This window comes from Alloactinosynnema sp. L-07 (assembly GCF_900070365.1).
Lineage (GTDB): Bacteria > Actinomycetota > Actinomycetes > Mycobacteriales > Pseudonocardiaceae > Actinokineospora.
Window position 1 is genome coordinate 3193167 of the sequence record NZ_LN850107.1, and the last position, 16399, is coordinate 3209565.

At 70.3% G+C, this 16399-nt stretch carries 16 protein-coding genes; 3 read left to right on the top strand and 13 right to left on the bottom strand.

Features of this window, described 5'->3' with window-relative positions:
• The first annotated feature begins 114 nt into the window (after window positions 1-114).
• The gene (locus BN1701_RS14085) at window positions 115-1920 is read left to right on the top strand and encodes a bifunctional UDP-sugar hydrolase/5'-nucleotidase (RefSeq protein WP_054049041.1); all 1806 of its coding nucleotides are present in this window, start codon (window positions 115-117) and stop codon (window positions 1918-1920) included.
• 7 nt (window positions 1921-1927) lie between these two features.
• On the opposite strand, the gene BN1701_RS14090 is transcribed toward BN1701_RS14085, so the two are convergent.
• The 12 genes from BN1701_RS14090 to BN1701_RS14145 all read right to left on the bottom strand — a co-directional run bounded on the left by BN1701_RS14090 (window position 1928) and on the right by BN1701_RS14145 (window position 14769).
• The gene (locus tag BN1701_RS14090; RefSeq protein WP_054049043.1) at window positions 1928-2575 is read right to left on the bottom strand and encodes a DNA-3-methyladenine glycosylase; all 648 of its coding nucleotides are present in this window, start codon (window positions 2573-2575) and stop codon (window positions 1928-1930) included.
• The gene (argH, locus tag BN1701_RS14095) at window positions 2536-3975 is read right to left on the bottom strand and encodes an argininosuccinate lyase (protein ID WP_054049044.1); all 1440 of its coding nucleotides are present in this window, start codon (window positions 3973-3975) and stop codon (window positions 2536-2538) included. The genes BN1701_RS14090 and argH overlap by 40 nt, the downstream gene beginning before the upstream one ends.
• 301 nt (window positions 3976-4276) lie before the next feature.
• On the bottom strand, window positions 4277-5470 hold the full coding sequence (locus tag BN1701_RS14100) for an argininosuccinate synthase (RefSeq protein WP_054049046.1): 1194 nt from the start codon (window positions 5468-5470) through the stop codon (window positions 4277-4279).
• Entirely contained in the window at window positions 5463-6005 is a 543-nt protein-coding gene (locus BN1701_RS14105; protein WP_054049048.1) for an arginine repressor, read from the bottom strand. Before BN1701_RS14105 ends, BN1701_RS14100 begins: the two co-directional genes overlap by 8 nt.
• On the bottom strand, window positions 6002-6922 hold the full coding sequence (gene argF, locus BN1701_RS14110) for an ornithine carbamoyltransferase (RefSeq protein WP_054055851.1): 921 nt from the start codon (window positions 6920-6922) through the stop codon (window positions 6002-6004). Before argF ends, BN1701_RS14105 begins: the two co-directional genes overlap by 4 nt.
• A gap of 2 nt (window positions 6923-6924) precedes the next feature.
• Entirely contained in the window at window positions 6925-8115 is a 1191-nt protein-coding gene (locus BN1701_RS14115; protein ID WP_054049052.1) for an acetylornithine transaminase, read from the bottom strand.
• Window positions 8112-9008 (bottom strand): acetylglutamate kinase, encoded by an 897-nt coding sequence (argB, locus tag BN1701_RS14120; RefSeq protein ID WP_054049054.1) that lies wholly within the window; start codon window positions 9006-9008, stop codon window positions 8112-8114. Before argB ends, BN1701_RS14115 begins: the two co-directional genes overlap by 4 nt.
• Entirely contained in the window at window positions 9005-10177 is a 1173-nt protein-coding gene (argJ, locus tag BN1701_RS14125) for a bifunctional glutamate N-acetyltransferase/amino-acid acetyltransferase ArgJ (protein WP_054055852.1), read from the bottom strand. The genes argB and argJ overlap by 4 nt, the downstream gene beginning before the upstream one ends.
• A gap of 2 nt (window positions 10178-10179) precedes the next feature.
• The gene (gene argC, locus BN1701_RS14130; protein ID WP_054049056.1) at window positions 10180-11196 is read right to left on the bottom strand and encodes an N-acetyl-gamma-glutamyl-phosphate reductase; all 1017 of its coding nucleotides are present in this window, start codon (window positions 11194-11196) and stop codon (window positions 10180-10182) included.
• Between the two features lie 133 nt (window positions 11197-11329).
• Window positions 11330-12295, bottom strand: a complete 966-nt coding sequence (locus tag BN1701_RS14135; RefSeq protein WP_054049058.1) for a sporulation protein — start codon at window positions 12293-12295, stop codon at window positions 11330-11332.
• A 57-nt stretch (window positions 12296-12352) separates the two neighbouring features.
• A complete protein-coding gene (locus tag BN1701_RS14140; protein WP_054055853.1) occupies window positions 12353-13399 on the bottom strand; it encodes a hemolysin family protein in 1047 nt (348 codons plus the stop codon).
• A complete protein-coding gene (locus BN1701_RS14145) occupies window positions 13396-14769 on the bottom strand; it encodes a hemolysin family protein (protein ID WP_054055854.1) in 1374 nt (457 codons plus the stop codon). The genes BN1701_RS14140 and BN1701_RS14145 overlap by 4 nt, the downstream gene beginning before the upstream one ends.
• A 152-nt stretch (window positions 14770-14921) precedes the next feature.
• Here BN1701_RS14145 and BN1701_RS14150 point away from each other — a divergent pair, with 152 nt between their 5' ends.
• Window positions 14922-15320: a MerR family transcriptional regulator gene (locus tag BN1701_RS14150; RefSeq protein ID WP_304439914.1), complete on the top strand. Its 399-nt coding sequence runs from the start codon at window positions 14922-14924 to the stop codon at window positions 15318-15320.
• Between the two features lie 41 nt (window positions 15321-15361).
• A complete protein-coding gene (locus BN1701_RS14155) occupies window positions 15362-15739 on the top strand; it encodes a histidine phosphatase family protein (RefSeq protein WP_157367975.1) in 378 nt (125 codons plus the stop codon).
• On the opposite strand, the gene BN1701_RS14160 is transcribed toward BN1701_RS14155, so the two are convergent.
• Window positions 15740-16387 carry an O-methyltransferase gene (locus tag BN1701_RS14160; RefSeq protein WP_054049064.1) on the bottom strand — a complete coding sequence of 216 codons (648 nt, stop codon included), beginning with the start codon at window positions 16385-16387 and terminating at the stop codon, window positions 15740-15742.
• Window positions 16388-16399: the final 12 nt, after the last annotated feature.

Genomic DNA, 16399 nt, shown 5'->3' on the forward strand with positions numbered 1-16399 from the left:
CGATCAACCAAGTCCTATGCACAAGCGGCCATACGGGTAGAGGATGCCTTGGTCTGTGAACTCTCGACTGGAGGCGACCCCGTGCCAGGTGCAAGACCGCTTCTCCGTTACGCGATGCCCGCCGCCCTCGCGGCCGCGGTCATGGTGGCGATCCCACTCGCCGCGCCCAGCAGCGTCCCGTCCGCCGACGCGTCCTGGACCCCGATGTCCCCGGTGAAGGTGGCCCACACCGAACCCGGCCCGGCAGGCGTGGCGAAGGGCAGGCTGCTCGGCTTCAACGACTTCCACGGCGCGCTGGAGCCGCCCACGGGCAGCGGCGGCCTCGTCAACGGCACCCCGGCCGGTGGCGCGGAGTACCTGGCCACCCACGTCGGCAGGCTGCGCGAGCAGGGCGAGTCCAACGGCGAGAAGGTCCTTACCGTCGGCGCCGGTGACTTGGTCGGCGCCACCCCGCTGATCAGCGCCGCGTTCCACGACGAGCCCGCCGTCGAGGTGCTCTCCGAGCTTGGCCTGGACATCTCGTCGGTGGGCAACCACGAGTTCGACGAGGGCGTCACCGAGCTCAAGCGCCTGCAGCGCGGCGGGTGCCACCCGACCGACGGCTGCCAGGACGGCGACGGCTTCGACGGCGCGAAGTACCGCTACCTCGCCGCGAACGTGGTCGACAAGAAGACCCGGCTGCCGATCCTTAGCCCGGTCAGCATCAAGTTCGTCGGCGGCGTGCCGGTGGCGTTCGTCGGTATGACGCTCAAGGGCACCCCGAGCATCGTCAACCCGGCGGGCATCGCCAATGTCGAGTTCCTCGACGAGGTGACCACCGCCAACAACTACGCCAAGCTGCTGAGCCTGCTGGGCATCAAGTCGCTGGTGCTGCTGATCCACGAGGGCGGCCAGCAGAGCGCGCCGCCGAGCCCGCAGGACCCGTCGAGCTGCGCGAACTTCGCGGGCCCGATCACCAACATCGTCGCGGGCCTGCGGCCTGAGTACGGCGTGGTCGTCTCCGGCCACACGCACCGCTTCTACAGCTGCGCGCTGCCGAACTCCTCGGGCGCCAACTCCGTGGTCACCAGCGCGGGCTCCAACGGCACCCTGGTCACCGACATCGGCTTCACCGTCGACCGCAAGACCCGCAAGTTCACCGAGGTGAACGCGCGCAACGTGATCGCGGAGAACGGCGTCAAGCTGGCCGACGGCACCTGGGCCAAGGACGCGGCGGGCAACTTCATCCGCAACCCGGAGCTGGTCCACGCGGGCGCGAAGGCCATCGTCGACAAGTACCGCGCCGCGGTCGCACCGCTGGCCAACAGGGTCGTCGGCAAGATCACCGAGAACATCTCGCGGACGAACAACTCCGCCGGTGAGAGCCCGCTCGGCGATGTCATCGCCGACGCGCAGCTGGCTTACACCAGCTCGCAGCAGGCGCAGATCGCGTTCATGAACCCGGGCGGCATCCGCGCGGACCTGTCGTACGCGTTCTCGCCGGGCGGCGAGCCCGCGGGCGACGTCACCTACGGCGAGGCTTTCACCGTCCAGCCGTTCAACAACCTGGTCGTCACCCAGTCGTTCACCGGCGCCCAGGTCAAGGAGGTGCTCGAGCAGCAGTTCGTGGGCTTCGCGGGTCAGACCACGCAGCGCATCCTGCAGGTCTCGGCGGGCTTCACCTACTCCTATGACAGCACCAAGCCCGTGGGTGAAAAGGTCTCCGCGATGGCACTCAACGGTGTCCCGCTGGACCCGGCGGCGACCTACAAGGTCACGTCGAACGACTTCCTCGCCAACGGCGGTGACGGCTTCACCAAGCTGAAGGACGGCACGGGTCGGACCACCGCGCCCGGCTTCGACGTCGACGCGCTCGTCGCGCACCTGGCCGCCGCCCCGGTGTCCGCGGGCCCGGCGAACCGGATCACCAAGCTCGGCTGATATCTGCTCAAAGAACGGGGGCGCTCCGGCGCCCCCGTTCCATTTTCCCGCCTCGGCGATAGGCGCTGACTGAGCGGGAGCCGTCGACCCAGAAGCGCCACGGCACGTCCATCGCGACCGCCACGCCGACGCGGGGGCCGACGGCGATGTCCTCGGTGGGCACGGGATCGCCCGCGAGCAGGCGGACCGGCGAATCAGGGTCGGTGAGATCGGCGCCGTTGTGCGGGCGTTCGAGGCCGAGGACAGTGGTGAGCCGGGCCGGGCCCTTCGCCAGTTCGTGGTCGTTGCGCGACCCCGGTCTGCGGGCGCGGGCAATGTCCACTCCAGACACCACTTCCCCGGCGCGGAGCAGGACCGCGCCGGGCACGCCGTCGGTCAGCGAGACCACATTGGCGCAGAAGTGCATGCCGTAGACGAAATACACGTACAGGTGCCCCGCCGGGCCGAACATCACCTCGTTGCGTGGCGTCCGGCCGCGATAGCAGTGCGACGCGGGATCGTCGCCGCCGCGGTAGGCCTCGACCTCGACGAGCCGGATCGCGACGGTGCCCTCGTCGGTGCGGGATTCGAGCACGCATCCCAAGAGCCGCTTGGCCGCGATGACGGGGTCGACCGCTAGGTCGTCGCGCGTGAGGACGTGCTGTGTTCCGCCCAACTCCGGTACTCCTCGATCCGCCGCACGACCCGGTCCCGCTGCTCCGCGACCCGCTGCGGCGCGGTCCCACCGTACGCGTCGCGGGAGGCGATGGATCCCTCGACCGTGAGCACTTCTCGGACCTTGGGGGTGAGCGCTGGGTTGACGGCGGTGAACTCGGCGTCGGTGAGGTCGGCCAGTCCGACTCCCCTCTCCTCGGCGCGGCGCACGCACTCCCCCGCCGCCTCGTGGGCGACGCGGAACGGCACGCCCTCGCGCACCAGCCACTCGGCGATGTCGGTGGCCAGGGTGAAGCCCGCGGGCGCGAGCTCGGCGAGGCGGTCGGTGTGGAAGGTCAGCGTGGAGATCAGGCCCGCGAGGGCGGGCAGCAGCAGGGTGAGCTGGTCGACGGAGTCGAAGACTGGCTCCTTGTCCTCCTGCAGGTCGCGGTTGTAGGCCAGCGGCTGTGCCTTGAGGGTGGCCAGCAGTCCGGACAGGTTGCCGATCAGTCGGCCGGACTTGCCCCTGGCCAGTTCGGCGACGTCGGGGTTCTTCTTCTGCGGCATGATCGAGCTGCCGGTGGCCCAGGCGTCGTGCAGGGTCGCGTAGGCGAACTCGGCGGTGGTCCAGATGATGATCTCCTCGGAGACCCTGGACAGGTTCACGCCGAGCATGGCCACGATGAAGGCGAACTCGGCGGCGAAGTCGCGCGCGGCGGTGCCGTCGATGGAGTTCTCGGTGGGCGCGTCGAAGCCGAGTTCGGCGGCGACGGCGGCCGGGTCGAGGCCGAGCGACGAGCCCGCGAGGGCGCCGGAGCCGTAGGGCGAGATGGCGGTGCGCTTGTCCCAGTCGCGCAGCCGGTCGACGTCGCGGAGCAGGGCTTGGGTGTGGGCGAGCAGGTGGTGGGCGAGCAGCACGGGCTGCGCGTGCTGCAGGTGCGTGCGGCCCGGCATGGGCGCGGTGGGGTGGGTCTTGGCCTGGAAAAGGAGGGCCTCGACCACATCGAGCGTGCCACCCGCGACGAACCGGGCGGCGTCGCGCAGGTACATGCGGAAGAGGGTGGCGATCTGGTCGTTGCGGGAGCGGCCTGCGCGGAGCTTGCCGCCGAGGTCGCGGCCCGCGCGGTCCATCAGACCGCGTTCGAGGGCGGTGTGGACGTCCTCGTCGGCGGGGACCGGGGTGAACGCCCCGGAGACCACATCGGCCTCCAGGACGTCCAGCGCCTCGATCATCCCGGCGAGTTCGTCGTCGGTGAGGAGGTTCGCGCCGTGCAGGACCCGCGCGTGGGCTCGGGATCCGGCGATGTCGTAGCGGGCCAGCCGCCAGTCGAAATGCGTCGACAGGCTCAGTGCGGCCATGGCTTCGGCTGGGCCGGACGTGAAGCGCCCACCCCACAACGCGGTGGGTTCCTGCTCGGTCACGATCGTCCTTTCTGGACTCGAACGCCCCGCACGCAGCCCCCACCCTTCCCGGGGGGACGTCCCCTGGCCAGTCTATCGGCGGTGGGGGGTTTGCGTGGGTGTGTGCGCCTGGGTTGTGGATGGTTCGGCCGATGTGGATGGTTCGGGCCAAAGCGCTCGCCACCTAAAAGCGGCCGAGCCGCTCGGTCGCGGTGGCGATCCGGGGGTTCGCGGGCACGGCGACGCAGTCGCTCGTGTTCGCGGGCCCCCGGATCGTCACCTAAAAGCGGCCGAGCCGCGCGACCGAAGGGAGCGCCATGTCTCAGTTTCCAGACCGCTTGGCGGCGATCTTGCTGGGGAGGCCCCAGAGCTGGACGAAGCCCTTGGCCAAGGACTGGTCGAAAGTGTCGCCCTCGTCGTATGTCGCCAGGTTGAAGTCGTACAGCGACTGTTCCGACTTCCGTCCCGTGACGACCGCGCGGCCGCCGTGCAGGGTGAGCCGGATGTCGCCGGACACGTGTGCCTGGGTCTCGGCGATGAAGGCGTCCAGGGCGTACTTCAGTGGGGAGAACCAGAGGCCGTCGTAGACCAGTTCGGCCCAGCGCTGCGACACCGTCCGCTTGAAGCGGGCCAGGTCGCGCTCGACGGTGACGTTCTCCAGCTCGGCGTGCGCGGTCATCAGGGCGATGGCGCCGGGCGCCTCGTAGACCTCGCGGCTCTTGATGCCCACGAGCCTGTCCTCGACCATGTCGAGCCTGCCGACGCCCTGGGCGCCCGCGCGGCGGTTGAGTTCCTGGATGGCCTGCAGCACGGTGACGGTCTCGCCGTCGATGGCCACCGGGACGCCCTTGTCGAAGGTGACGACGACCTCGTCGGCGTCGCGCGGCTCGGCCGGGTTCGACGTGTAGGAGTAGACGTCCTCGATCGGGGAGTTCCAGATGTCCTCGAGGAAGCCGGTCTCGACCGCGCGGCCCCAGACGTTCTGGTCGACGGAGTACGGCGACTTCTTCGACACGTCGATGGGCAGGTTGCGGTCCTCGGCCCAGACGATGGCCTTCTCGCGGGTCCAGGCGAAGTCGCGGACCGGGGCGACGACCTTCAGCTCGGGAGCGAGCGCGCCGATGCCGACCTCGAAGCGCACCTGGTCGTTGCCCTTGCCGGTGCAGCCGTGGGAGACGGTGGTGGCGCCGTGGAACTTGGCCGCGTCGACCAGGTGCTTGACGATCACCGGGCGGGAGATCGCCGACACCAGCGGGTAGCGGTCCATGTAGAGCGCGTTGGCCTGCAGCGTGGGCAGGCAGTACTGCTCGGCGAACTCGTCGCGGGCGTCGATGACGACGGCCTCGACCGCGCCGCATTCGAGGGCGCGCTTGCGGATCGTGTCGAGATCCTCGCCGCCCTGGCCGACGTCGACCGCCACGGCGACGACCTCGGCACCGGTCTCCTCGGCGATCCAGCCGATGGCCACCGACGTGTCCAGCCCACCCGAGTAGGCCAGCACCACCCTGTCACTCATTGCTTTCTCCTTGTTTCGGCAAGTCTGTTCCCGCTGGATTCGACCCGTTGCGGGAGGCCATCGCGGTGAATCTCTCCGCCATGTGGAGCCCGGTGAGCGGTTCCCGGACGATCACCATGAGGGTGTCGTCGCCCGCGATCGTGCCGACCACGTCGATGAGCGCGGCCCGGTCGATGGCGCTGGCCAGGAAGCCCGCCGCACCGGGCGGGGTTCGCAGCACGGTGAGGTTGGCTGAGCCGTCGGCCGAGACGAGCAGCTCGCTGAGCAGGCGGACCAAGCGGTCGGTGCCGCCTTGCACGCCTCGCACGGGGCTGCCGTCCTCGGGGATGACGTAGGTGGGGGCGCCGCCGTCTACGCCGCGGAGTTTGACCGCGCCGAGTTCGTCGAGGTCGCGCGACAGCGTGGCCTGGGTGACGTCGATGCCTTCGGCGCCCAGCAGCGTGGCCAATTCGGTCTGGCTGCGGATCGCCCGGTCGGACACCATCTCGACGATGCGCGCCTGGCGGGCGGCCCTGGTGGAGGCGGAGTTGGTCATTGGGTCACCAGCCACGCCATGAGCGCTTTCTGCGAGTGCAACCGGTTCTCCGCCTCGTCCCACACCGCGCTGGCGGGGCCGTCGATGACCTCGTCGGTGATCTCCCAGCCGCGGTGGGCGGGCAGACAGTGCAGCACGATCGCGCCGGGGGCGGCGCGCTCCAGCAGTTCGGTGTTGACCTGGAGCTTGCGGAACGGGGCGACCCGGTCCTTGCCGTCGTTCTCCTGACCCATGGACGTCCACGTGTCGGTGACGAGCACGTCGGAGCCGTCGACGGCGGCGTGCGGGTCGGTGAGCAGGGTGACGCTGCCGCCGGTCTCGGTGGCCCGGTGCTTGGCGTCTTGCACGAACTCCGCGTTGGGCTGGAAGCCCTCCGGCGCCACGACCCGCACATGCATGCCCGCTGTCGCGCCGCCGAGCAGCAGCGAGTGGGCCATGTTGTTGGCGCCGTCGCCGAGGTAGGTGGCGGTGACGCCCGCGAGCTTTCCGTGGCGTTCCTCGATGGTCATCAGGTCGGCGAGCACCTGGCACGGGTGGAACTCGTCGGTGAGCGCGTTGATCACCGGGACGGCCGACGCCGACGCCATCGCCTCGATGCGCTTCTGCGCGTAGGTGCGCCAGACGACCATGTCGACGTACCGCGACAGCACCCGCGAGGTGTCCTCGATGGTCTCCTCGCGGCCGAGCTGCATGGTGCGGCCGTCCACGACGATCGGCTGGCCGCCGAGCTGCTGGATGCCGACCTCGAACGACAACCTGGTCCGGGTGGAGTTCTTCTCGAAGATCGTGGCGACCGACTGGCCCTCCAGCGGGCGCTGGGACAGCGGGGCGCCCTTGAGGACCTTGGCCAGGGCGAGGACTTCCCGCTGCTCGGCCGGGGTCAGGTCGTCGTCGCGGACGAAGTGGCGCACGGTCATGGTCACTCCTGGTCCACGGTGTCGAGGATCGAGGGCAGCGCCGACAGGAACTCGCCCGCCTGGTCGTCGGTGAGGATGAGCGGAGGGGCGAGCCGCACCGCGTCGGGCTGGACGTTGTTGACCAGGAACCCCGCCGCCTGCGCCGCGTTCGCCAGCGCGGCCGACACCGGCTTGGCCAGGCCGATGCCGAGCAGCAGCCCGCGTCCGCGCACGCCGGTGACCAGCGGGTGGTCGATGGCTTCGATCCCCGCCGTGATGTCCTTGCCCAGCGCGGCGACGTGGTCGAGCAGGCCGTCGGCCGCCAGGGTGCGGATGACCGCGAGACCCGCCGCGCACGCCACCGGGTTGCCGCCGAACGTCGTGCCGTGGTGGCCGGGACCGAACAGGTCGGCCGCGGCGCCCACACCGACGCACGCCCCGAGCGGCAGGCCGCCGCCGAGGTTCTTGGCCAGCGTGAACACGTCGGGCGTGATGCCCGCCTGCTGGAACGAGAACCACCCGCCGAGTCTGCCGATGCCGGTCTGCACCTCGTCGAGCACGAGCAGCGCGCCCGCCTTCGTGGTGATCTCCCGCGCCGCCTGCAGGAAACCGTCCGGAGCCGGGATGACGCCGCCCTCACCGAGAATAGGCTCGATGAAGACAGCGGCGGTGGAGTTGTCCACAGCCCCCCTCAAAGCCTCGACGTCTCCGAACGGGATGTGCGTGACATCGGGGACCAGCGGCTGGAACGGGGTGCTCTTGGCGGGCTGCCCGGTCAGCGTCAGCGCGCCCATGGTGCGGCCGTGGAAGGCGCCGTGGCAGGCGACGACCTTGGTCTTGCCGGTGAGCCGGGTCAGCTTGAACGCGGCCTCGACGGCCTCGGCGCCGGAGTTGGTGAACAGCACCTTGGCGTTGCCGGTCATCCCGGCGACGTCGAGCAGCGTCTCGGCCAACTCGACGGCCACCGGGTTGATGTAGAGGTTCGAGGTGTGGCCGAGCGTGGCGATCTGCTTGCTGACCGCCTCGATGATCGCCGGGTGCGCGTGGCCGAGGGCGCTGGTGGCGATGCCGCCGACCAGGTCGAGGTAGCGGGTGCCGTCGGCGTCCCACAGGTAGGCGCCGTCACCGCGCACGATGGACAGCGCGGGCGTGCCGTAGTTGTTCATCAGCGCGGACTTCCACCGCGCCTGTCCGTCCACATTAGACTCGATCATGACTCCCCCTCATCCGGCAGCACCATCGTGCCGACGCCACTGCTGGTGAACACTTCGAGCAGAACCGAGTGCGCGAGCCTGCCGTCGATGACGTGCGCCTTGGGCACGCCGCCGACGACCGCGCGCAGGCACGCCTCCATCTTCGGCACCATGCCGCTCTCCAGGCCGGGCAGCAGCTTCTCCAGCTCGGTGGCCCGGACCTCGTGCAGCAGCGACGACTTGTCCGGCCAGTTCGCGTAGAGGCCCTCGACGTCGGTCAGCACGACCAGCTTCTCCGCCTTGAGCGCGATGGCGAGCGCGGCGGCGGCGGTGTCGGCGTTGACGTTGTGCGGCAGGCCGTCGCGGTCGGGCGCCACGGTGGACACCACCGGGATGCGGCCCGCGTTGACGATGTCGAGCACGGCGTCCGGGTTGACCTCTACGACGTCGCCGACCTGGCCGAGGTCGACCTCCGCGCCGTCGACCACGGCGGTGCGCCGCTCGGCGGTGAACAGGTGCGCGTCCTCGCCGGAGATGCCGACCGCGTACGGACCGTGCTGGTTGATCAGGCCGACGAGTTCGCGGCTGACCTGGCCGGTGAGGACCATCCGCACGACGTCCATGGTCTCGGCGTCGGTGACCCGCAGGCCGGCCTCGAACCGGCCCGCGATGCCCAGCCGCTTGAGCATGGCGCTGATCTGCGGGCCGCCGCCGTGCACGACGACCGGGCGCAGTCCCGCCAGCCGCAGGAACACCATGTCCTCGGCGAAAGCGCGCTTGAGCGTGTCGTCGATCATGGCGTTGCCGCCGTACTTGATGACGACGAGCGCGCCGTGGAAACGCCGCAGCCACGGCAGCGCCTCGATCAGCACACTGGCCTTCTCAGCAGCTGTGTTGTGCTCCCAAGCCTTCATGACGAGTACGCGCTGTTCTCTTCGACGTAGGCGTGAGACAAGTCGGTGGTGAGGATTGTGCCGACGCCCGGCCCCGCGTGCAGGTCGATCACGATCTCGATGTCCCGGCCGGACATGTCCGCCTCGGTCCGGTCGACGCCGCGCCCGCCCGCCTTGCAGACCTGCGCGCCGTTGATCGTGATGTCGAGCTTCTGCTGGTCGAAGTCGGTCGGCGCGTTGCCGACGGCCATCGCGATCCGGCCCCAGTTGGGGTCGGAGGCGAAGAACGCGGTCTTGCACAAGTTGTCCTGGGCGACGATCCGCGCGGTGGCCAGTGCCTCGCTGTCGCTGGCGGCGCCCTGAACGGTGATCGTCACATGCTTGGTGACGCCCTCGGCGTCGGCCTGGAGCTGGGCGACCAGGTCGGCGCAGACGGCGGTGAGCGCCTCGGTGAACTCGGCTTCGGTGACCGCGACGTCGGAGGCGCCGGAGGCCAGCAGCAGGACGGTGTCGTTGGTCGAGGTGCCGCCGTCGACGTCGAGCCGGTTGAAGGTGAACTCGACGGCGGTGCGCAGCGCGGGCTCGACGGCCGACGGGTCGATCAGGGCGTCGGTGGTGATGACCGAGAGCATCGTGGCCATGTTCGGCGCGCACATGCCCGCGCCCTTGGCGAAGCCGCCGATGGCCCAGCCGTCGGCGTGGACGAACGCGGTCTGCTTCGGCACGGTGTCGGTGGTCATCACGGCGGTGGCGGCGGCCAGGCCCGCGTCCTTGCCGTGGGCCAGTTCCTTGGCCGCGGCGTCCACACCGGACTTGACCGCGTCCATCGGCAGCCGCTCGCCGATGAGCCCGGTGGAGCACACGGCGACATCGATCGCGCCGATGCCCAGGACGTCGGCGACCTTCTCGGCGGTGGCGTGCGAGTCCTGGAAGCCCTCGGGTCCGGTGCACGCGTTCGCGCCGCCGGAGTTGAGGACGACGGCCTTGAGCTTGCCGGTGGTGAGCACCTGCTGCGACCACAGCACCGGCGCGGCCTTGACCTTGTTGCGGGTGAACACGCCCGCCGCGTGGGTCGTCGGGCCTTCGTTGACCACCAGCGTCAGGTCCGGCTTGCCGTTGGTCTTGATGCCCGCCACGACACCGGCGGCGCGGAAACCCTGCGCGGTGGCGACGCCAAGGGCGCGGTCGATGGTCACGGTGCGACTCCCACAGTGGACAGGCCGGTGGTCTCCGGCAGGCCGAGCGCGATGTTCATGGACTGCACGGCGGCACCCGCCGTGCCTTTGGTGAGGTTGTCGATGGCGGCGACCACGACGAGCCGGTTGAGGTCGGCGTCGACGGTCACCTGGAGCTGGACGGCGTTGGAGCCCAGGACCGCGGCGGTGGTCGGCCACTGCCCCTCGGGCAGCAGGTGGACGAACGGCTCATCGGCGTACGCCTTCTCGTAAGCACCGCGCACATCGGCGTTCGGGTCTTTGAGCGTGGCGCTGCACGTGGCGAGGATGCCGCGCGGCAGCGGCGCGAGCACCGGTGTGAAAGACACGCTGACCTGCGCGTTCGCCACGGCGCTGAGGTTCTGGGTGATCTCGGGGGTGTGCCGGTGGGCGCCGCCGACGCCGTAGGCCGACAGCGAACCCATGACCTCGGAGCCGAGCAGGTTGGGCTTGAGGCTCTTGCCCGCGCCCGAGGTGCCGGACACGGCGACCACGACGACCTCGGGCTCGACCAAGTCCATGGCGGGGGCCATGGCAAGGGAGCTGACCGTCGGGTAGCAGCCGGGGACCGCGACTCTCTTGACGCCGGTGAGCGCTTCCCGGCCGCCGGGGAGTTCGGGGAGGCCGTAGGGCCAGTGACCCGCGTACTCGCCGCCGTACCAGCGGTCCCAGGCGGCGGCGTCGGTCAGCCGGTGGTCGGCGCCGCAGTCGATGACCAGGGTCTTCGGGTCGAGCTGGGCGGCGATGGCGGCCGAGTGGCCGTGCGGGAGGGCGAGGAAGACGACGTCGTGCCCGGCGAGGGTCGCCGCGGTGGTCTCCACCAGCACGCGGTCGGCCAGGGGAAGCAGGTGTGGCTGGTGCTGCCCGAGGCGGGTGCCCGCGCTGCCACCCGCGGTGAGCGCGCCGATCTCCACGTCGGGATGGGCGAGCAGTAGCCGCAGCAGCTCTCCCCCGGCGTACCCACTCGCGCCCGCGACCGCGATCCGAACCGTCATGCGGATGATTATGCACTGCTATGCAAACTCACTCAACCATGTTTCACCCGACCGTGGCAGGGACCACAGTCCACTGACGACGCCTGCCCTCCCGCTTGGCGCGAGAGGGCAGGCGTTCAACCGGATCTGACGGCTATTCCTCGCCGCCGGAGTCGTCGCCGTCGAAGGCGTCGCCCAGCATGTCTCCGATGATCATGCCGCCGACCATGCCCGCCGCCGCGCCGCCGATCATGGCGCCCATACCCGGTCCCCTGCGGCCGCGGTGCTGGTCATGGTGGCCCTGCTGCCCGTACCCGGGCTGGCCGCCAAAGGCTGGGTTGTGGCCGCCGAAGGCGGGTCGGCGTTGCGCGACCGCGCTCAGCCACTGGGTGACCGTCTCGGCCCAGTCGGTGTCCTTGGCCTCGGAGTGCGAGAGGCGGAAGTGACCGAAGGCGTCGCCGCCGGACTGGAACGCACCTCCGCGCTTGTCGGCTTCGAGGATGACGTGGAGGTGGTCGGGATCCGCGACAAAGGTCAGTTCGACCTCGGTGACGACGTTGGCGAACTGGGCGGGCGGGTAGAACTCGATCTCCTGGTAGAAGCCGAGTTCCTGGCGCACGCCGTGCAGGTGTCCGGCTTCGACGTCGGCCTTGCGGAACTGGAAGCCGAGTTCCCCGAAGGCGTCGAGTACGCGGTCCTGGGAAGGCATCGGGTGCACCAGCACCGGGTCGAGGTCGCCCTTGTCCGGGGCGCCGGAGATGACCAGGTCGGTGCGCACGCCGACACCCACCCCGGGCAATGCCGTGTTGCCGACGGCGGTGATCGGGGTCTCCCAGGGCAGGTGCAGGCGGAACGGCAGGTTGAGCGGCTGCCCGGCCGCCACCCGGACGTTCTGGTCGACCACGACGCGGTGGAACTCCGCGCCCGCGTTGTGACTCTGCTGGGTGCGGACGTTGGTAACGAGGGCGAGCACCACCTGGCCGATCTCGGCGTCGGCGCTGCCGCCCTGGATCCGGACCTGCCCGGTGATCACCTGCCCGGGGGTGGCATGCGGAGAGTCCAGCACGGTGTCGACGGTGGGGCCGCCGACACCGAAGGCGCTCAGCATCCGTTTGAACATCGGTGTTTCCTCCTGGAAGGAGTAGGGGATGACACGGCGCCGGGGGTGGCGCCGCATTCAGCTGGGGGTGTCGGTCTCGTCGTCGAACTCCCCGATGAGCTGTTCGAGGAGGTCCTCCAGTGCCGCGATACCCATCACCGTGGTGCCGGACCCGCCGTCGGTGACCAGGGCGAGCTGGGCGCGCCGCTCTCGCATGGCGGTGACCGCGGCGACCACCGGCAGGTCCGCCCGCAAGGTGACCGGGGTGGTCATCAAGGCGCGGGCGGTCGGATCGTCGCCGGTCGCGGTGGCCCGCATGACGTCGCGGATGTGGACCAGGCCGATGTACCTGCCATGGCGGTCGGTCACCGGGAACCGGGATCTGCCGGACTCGCGGCTGCGGTCCTCGATCTCGGTGGCGGTGGCGGCGTCGGTGACGGTCACCGTGGCGGCGATGGGGATGGTGACGTCGGCCAGGGTGGTGTGCCGCAGGGTGAGCATGCGGGTGAGCAGCCGCTGCTGGGCCTCCGGGATGAGCCCGTGTTCAGCCGACTGGCGGATCAGCATCCGCAGGTCGTCCGGCCGGTGGGCCTGGGCGAGTTCGTCCTGCGGGACGACCTTGACCAGTCGCAGCATGGCGTTGGTGAGGCCGTTGAGCGCGGCCAGCAGCCAGCGGACACCGCGGGCGAACCCGCGGAACGGCACCGCCAACAGCAGCGCCGAGCGCTCCGGGTGGGAGATCGCCCAGGACTTCGGCGCCATCTCCCCGACCACCATGTGCAGGAACACGACCAGCGCGAGGCTGATCCCGAACGAGATCCCGTGGGTGAGCCCGCTGGGCAGCCCGAGCACGGACAGCGGCGGGTCAAGCACCGCGGCCAAGGCGGGCTCCGCCAACGCGCCCAATCCCAGCGTGCACAAGGTGATCCCGAGCTGCGCGCCCGCGAGCATCAGCGACAGCTCCCGGGTGCCCGCCACCGCGGCGCGCGCGGCGCGGCTGCCCTCCGCGGCCGCCTGTTCCAGCCGGTGCCGTTTGGCCGAGATCAGCGCGAACTCCGCGGCGACGAAGAAAGCGTTGCCCACCAGCAAGGCCAGCGAGGCGGCCAGTGCCCACCCGATATTCATCGCGTCCACCCGTTCTGGTCGCGGCCCTCGGCGGGCATGGGGCTGACCCGCAGCAGCACCGTGCGCGGCACATGCCGGAAGACCGCGGTCACCCGCATCGTCACCAGCCTGCGCGGGGTCAGCTCCACATCGGCCCTCGGCGTGCGCACGGTGATGTCGACCTCGTCGCCGACGACGGCCACTCGACCCAGCTGGTGCATGACCAGCCCGGAGAGGGTGTCGTAGTCCTCGTGCGGCGGCAGTGGCACGCCGGTGGCGTCGGCGATCTCATCGATGCGGGCCCGCCCCGGCACCTCCCAGGTGTCCGCGCCCATGGGCTCGATGCGGTCCTCGGCCAGGTCGTCCTCGTCGCGGATGTCGCCGACGAGTTCCTCGGCGAGGTCCTCCAGGGACACGACCCCGGCGAACCCGCCGAACTCGTCGACCACGCACGCCAGCTGCCGGTGCTCGGCGCGCAGCCGCTCCAAGACCGCGGGCAGCGACAGCGTCGACGGCACCACGACCGCGGCCGAGGCCAACCCGCCGACCGAGGTGTGCGCGCGCAGCTCGGGCGCGATGGTGAGCACTTCGGCCAGTCCGATGACGCCGACCAGGTCGTCCAGATCCCGGCCGACGACCGGGAACCGGGAATGTCCAGTGTGGAGCATGTCGACCACCTTGGCGGCCGGGTCCTGCGCGCGCAGCGTGTGCACGTCCACGCGCGGGGTCATCGCCTGCTCCGCGGTAAGGACGCGGAAGTCGAGGCCGCGGTCGAGCAGCCGGGTCAGCTCCGGGTCCAGGTGGCCCTGCGCGCCCGCCTCGTCGAAGATCCGCGACAGGTCCTCGGTGGTCGCGCCCTGCGGCAGTTCCTCGACCGGCTCGATGCCCACCGCCCGCAGCAGCCGGTTCGCCGCGGCGTCGAACATCCGAATCAGCGGCCCCGCCACGCTCAGGTACACCAGCGTCGACCCGCTCAGCGCCCGTGCGAGGGCCACCGGCTTGGCGATGGCCAAGTTCTTCGGCAGCAGCTCGCCCAGCACCATCTGCACGACCGTGGCGAAGATCAGCGACACCGTGACCGACAACGACAACGACGCCGTCGCCGACATCCCGGCCAACCCCAGCAGCTCCGCCAACCCAGATCCCAGCAGCGGCTCGGCGCCGTAACCGACGAGCAACGCGGTGACGGTGATGCCGAATTGAGCCCCCGACAGCATGAAGGACAACCGCTGCGTCACCCGCAAGGCGCGTTCCGCGGGCTTGTCGCCCGCCTCGGCGAGTTGCCGCAGTCTGCCGCGGTCGACCGCCATGTAGGCGAACTCCTGGGCCACGAAGTATCCGGTGGCCGCGGTGAGCACCACCGTCACGAGCACACCGGCGAGAATCAACACCCCGCGCACCCGCCACTACGTGCGGTCCTGGTCAGCCGGGCTCGCCCCGGCCGGCTACTGTCCCCATCGGCGTCGAAACTCACAAATCCGACACTAGCACGTGGCGCTGTATGGTTGATCCGGCCCGTCGGGCCGTCCGGGAGGTGAGTCCGTTGAACCAGGAACTCTTACGCATCGGCGAACTCGCCGTGCGTGCCGGAGTCAGCACCCGCACCGTCGACTATTACACCTCGCTCGGCCTGCTCACCCCGGCCGTGCGCACCACCGGCAACTACCGGCTGTACCAGCCGGAGGACGTCGCCACCATCGGCCTCATCCGCCAGCTGGAGGCCCACGGCGTCTCCCTCGACGAGATCGCCACCGCGCTCAACACCCGAACCACCGACGTGACGACCGTCTTCGGTCGCATCGACGCCGACCTGCGCCTGCTCCAGGCCGCCGCCGAACACGCCGGGCCACAGTCACAGGGCCTGCTCGCCGCCATCGGCGCCCGCATCCACTCCCTGATCACGATCGCCATGCAGATCCCGCCCGACGTGCCCCTGCTCTGACCGCGACGACCTGATCGACTCACACGCGTCAGGTACGGGGTGTGGCAACGCGCACCCTCCATCTGACCCGGCACGGCGAGGCGCGGCTCTACCTCGGTTTCCTGAACCAGTTCGATATCGCCGACGGCGCCGAGTTGGCGCGGGCGGCGGTGGACCAGTTCACCGGCCCGGCTGAGGGTCGCGAGGACCGGCACGAACTGGTGGTCACCCACAACTTCCTCATCGCCTGGCTGGTCCGGGCCGCGGTGGACGCGCCCGCGTGGCGGTGGCTGGGCCTCAACCACTGCCACGCGGCGCTGACCGTGATCCGTTACGCGCCGGGGCTTCCGGCGGCGGTGCTGGTGTTCAACGACATGAGCCACCTGCCCGCCCAGCTGCGCTGGACCGGGTTCCCGCCGGACGCCTCGTGGCGGGTCTGATCAGAGCTTGCGGGCCAGCGTCACGCCGTCGCGCAAGGGGAGCATCACGCAGTGAACGCGGGGGTCGGCCACGACGAGGTCGTTGACCTGGCGGATGGCGACATCGGCGTCGGACTGCGCGGACTCGTCCACCACGCGGCCGCCGCGCAGGACGTTGTCCAGTGCGATGACGCCGCCGGGGCGCAGGCGCGGGACGAGTTCCTCGTAGTAGGCCGGGTAGCTCTCCTTGTCGGCGTCGATGAAGGCGAAGTCGATCACCGGGTCGGTCGGCAGCGCCCGCAGGGTCTCGATCGCCGGGGCGATGCGCAGGTCGATCTTGTCGGCGACCCCCGCGCGCTCCCAGTACTTGCGGGCGATCGACGTCCACTCCTCGCTGACGTCACACGCGATGAGCTTGCCGTCCTCGGGGAGCCCGCGCGCGACGCAGATCGACGAGTACCCGGTGAACACGCCGACCTCGACGGCGTTCTTGGCGCCGAGGATGCGTACGAGCATGGTGAAGAACTCGCCCTCGTCGTGCGAGATCTGCATGACCGAGGCGTCGGGGTAGGCCTCAAGAGTCTCCGCCGCGAGGTCGCGCAGCAGGGCGTCAGCGGGGGTCGAGTGCGCGAGCAGGTAGTCGCTGATCGCGGGGCTGAGAATGTCCATGACCCCATTCAA

Excerpts from the sequence above, each read along its gene's own strand:
- BN1701_RS14085 (WP_054049041.1), top strand. The coding sequence starts at position 115 with ATGCCCGCCGCCCTCGCGGCCGCGGTCATGGTGGCGATCCCACTCGCC.
- BN1701_RS14100 (WP_054049046.1), bottom strand. The coding sequence starts at position 5,470 with ATGAGTGACAGGGTGGTGCTGGCCTACTCGGGTGGGCTGGACACGTCG.
- BN1701_RS14105 (WP_054049048.1), bottom strand. The coding sequence starts at position 6,005 with ATGACCAACTCCGCCTCCACCAGGGCCGCCCGCCAGGCGCGCATCGTC.
- argF (WP_054055851.1), bottom strand. The coding sequence starts at position 6,922 with ATGACCGTGCGCCACTTCGTCCGCGACGACGACCTGACCCCGGCCGAG.
- BN1701_RS14115 (WP_054049052.1), bottom strand. The coding sequence starts at position 8,115 with ATGATCGAGTCTAATGTGGACGGACAGGCGCGGTGGAAGTCCGCGCTG.
- argB (WP_054049054.1), bottom strand. The coding sequence starts at position 9,008 with ATGAAGGCTTGGGAGCACAACACAGCTGCTGAGAAGGCCAGTGTGCTG.
- argC (WP_054049056.1), bottom strand. The coding sequence starts at position 11,196 with ATGACGGTTCGGATCGCGGTCGCGGGCGCGAGTGGGTACGCCGGGGGA.
- BN1701_RS14135 (WP_054049058.1), bottom strand. The coding sequence starts at position 12,295 with ATGTTCAAACGGATGCTGAGCGCCTTCGGTGTCGGCGGCCCCACCGTC.
- BN1701_RS14140 (WP_054055853.1), bottom strand. The coding sequence starts at position 13,399 with ATGAATATCGGGTGGGCACTGGCCGCCTCGCTGGCCTTGCTGGTGGGC.
- BN1701_RS14160 (WP_054049064.1), bottom strand. The coding sequence starts at position 16,387 with ATGGACATTCTCAGCCCCGCGATCAGCGACTACCTGCTCGCGCACTCG.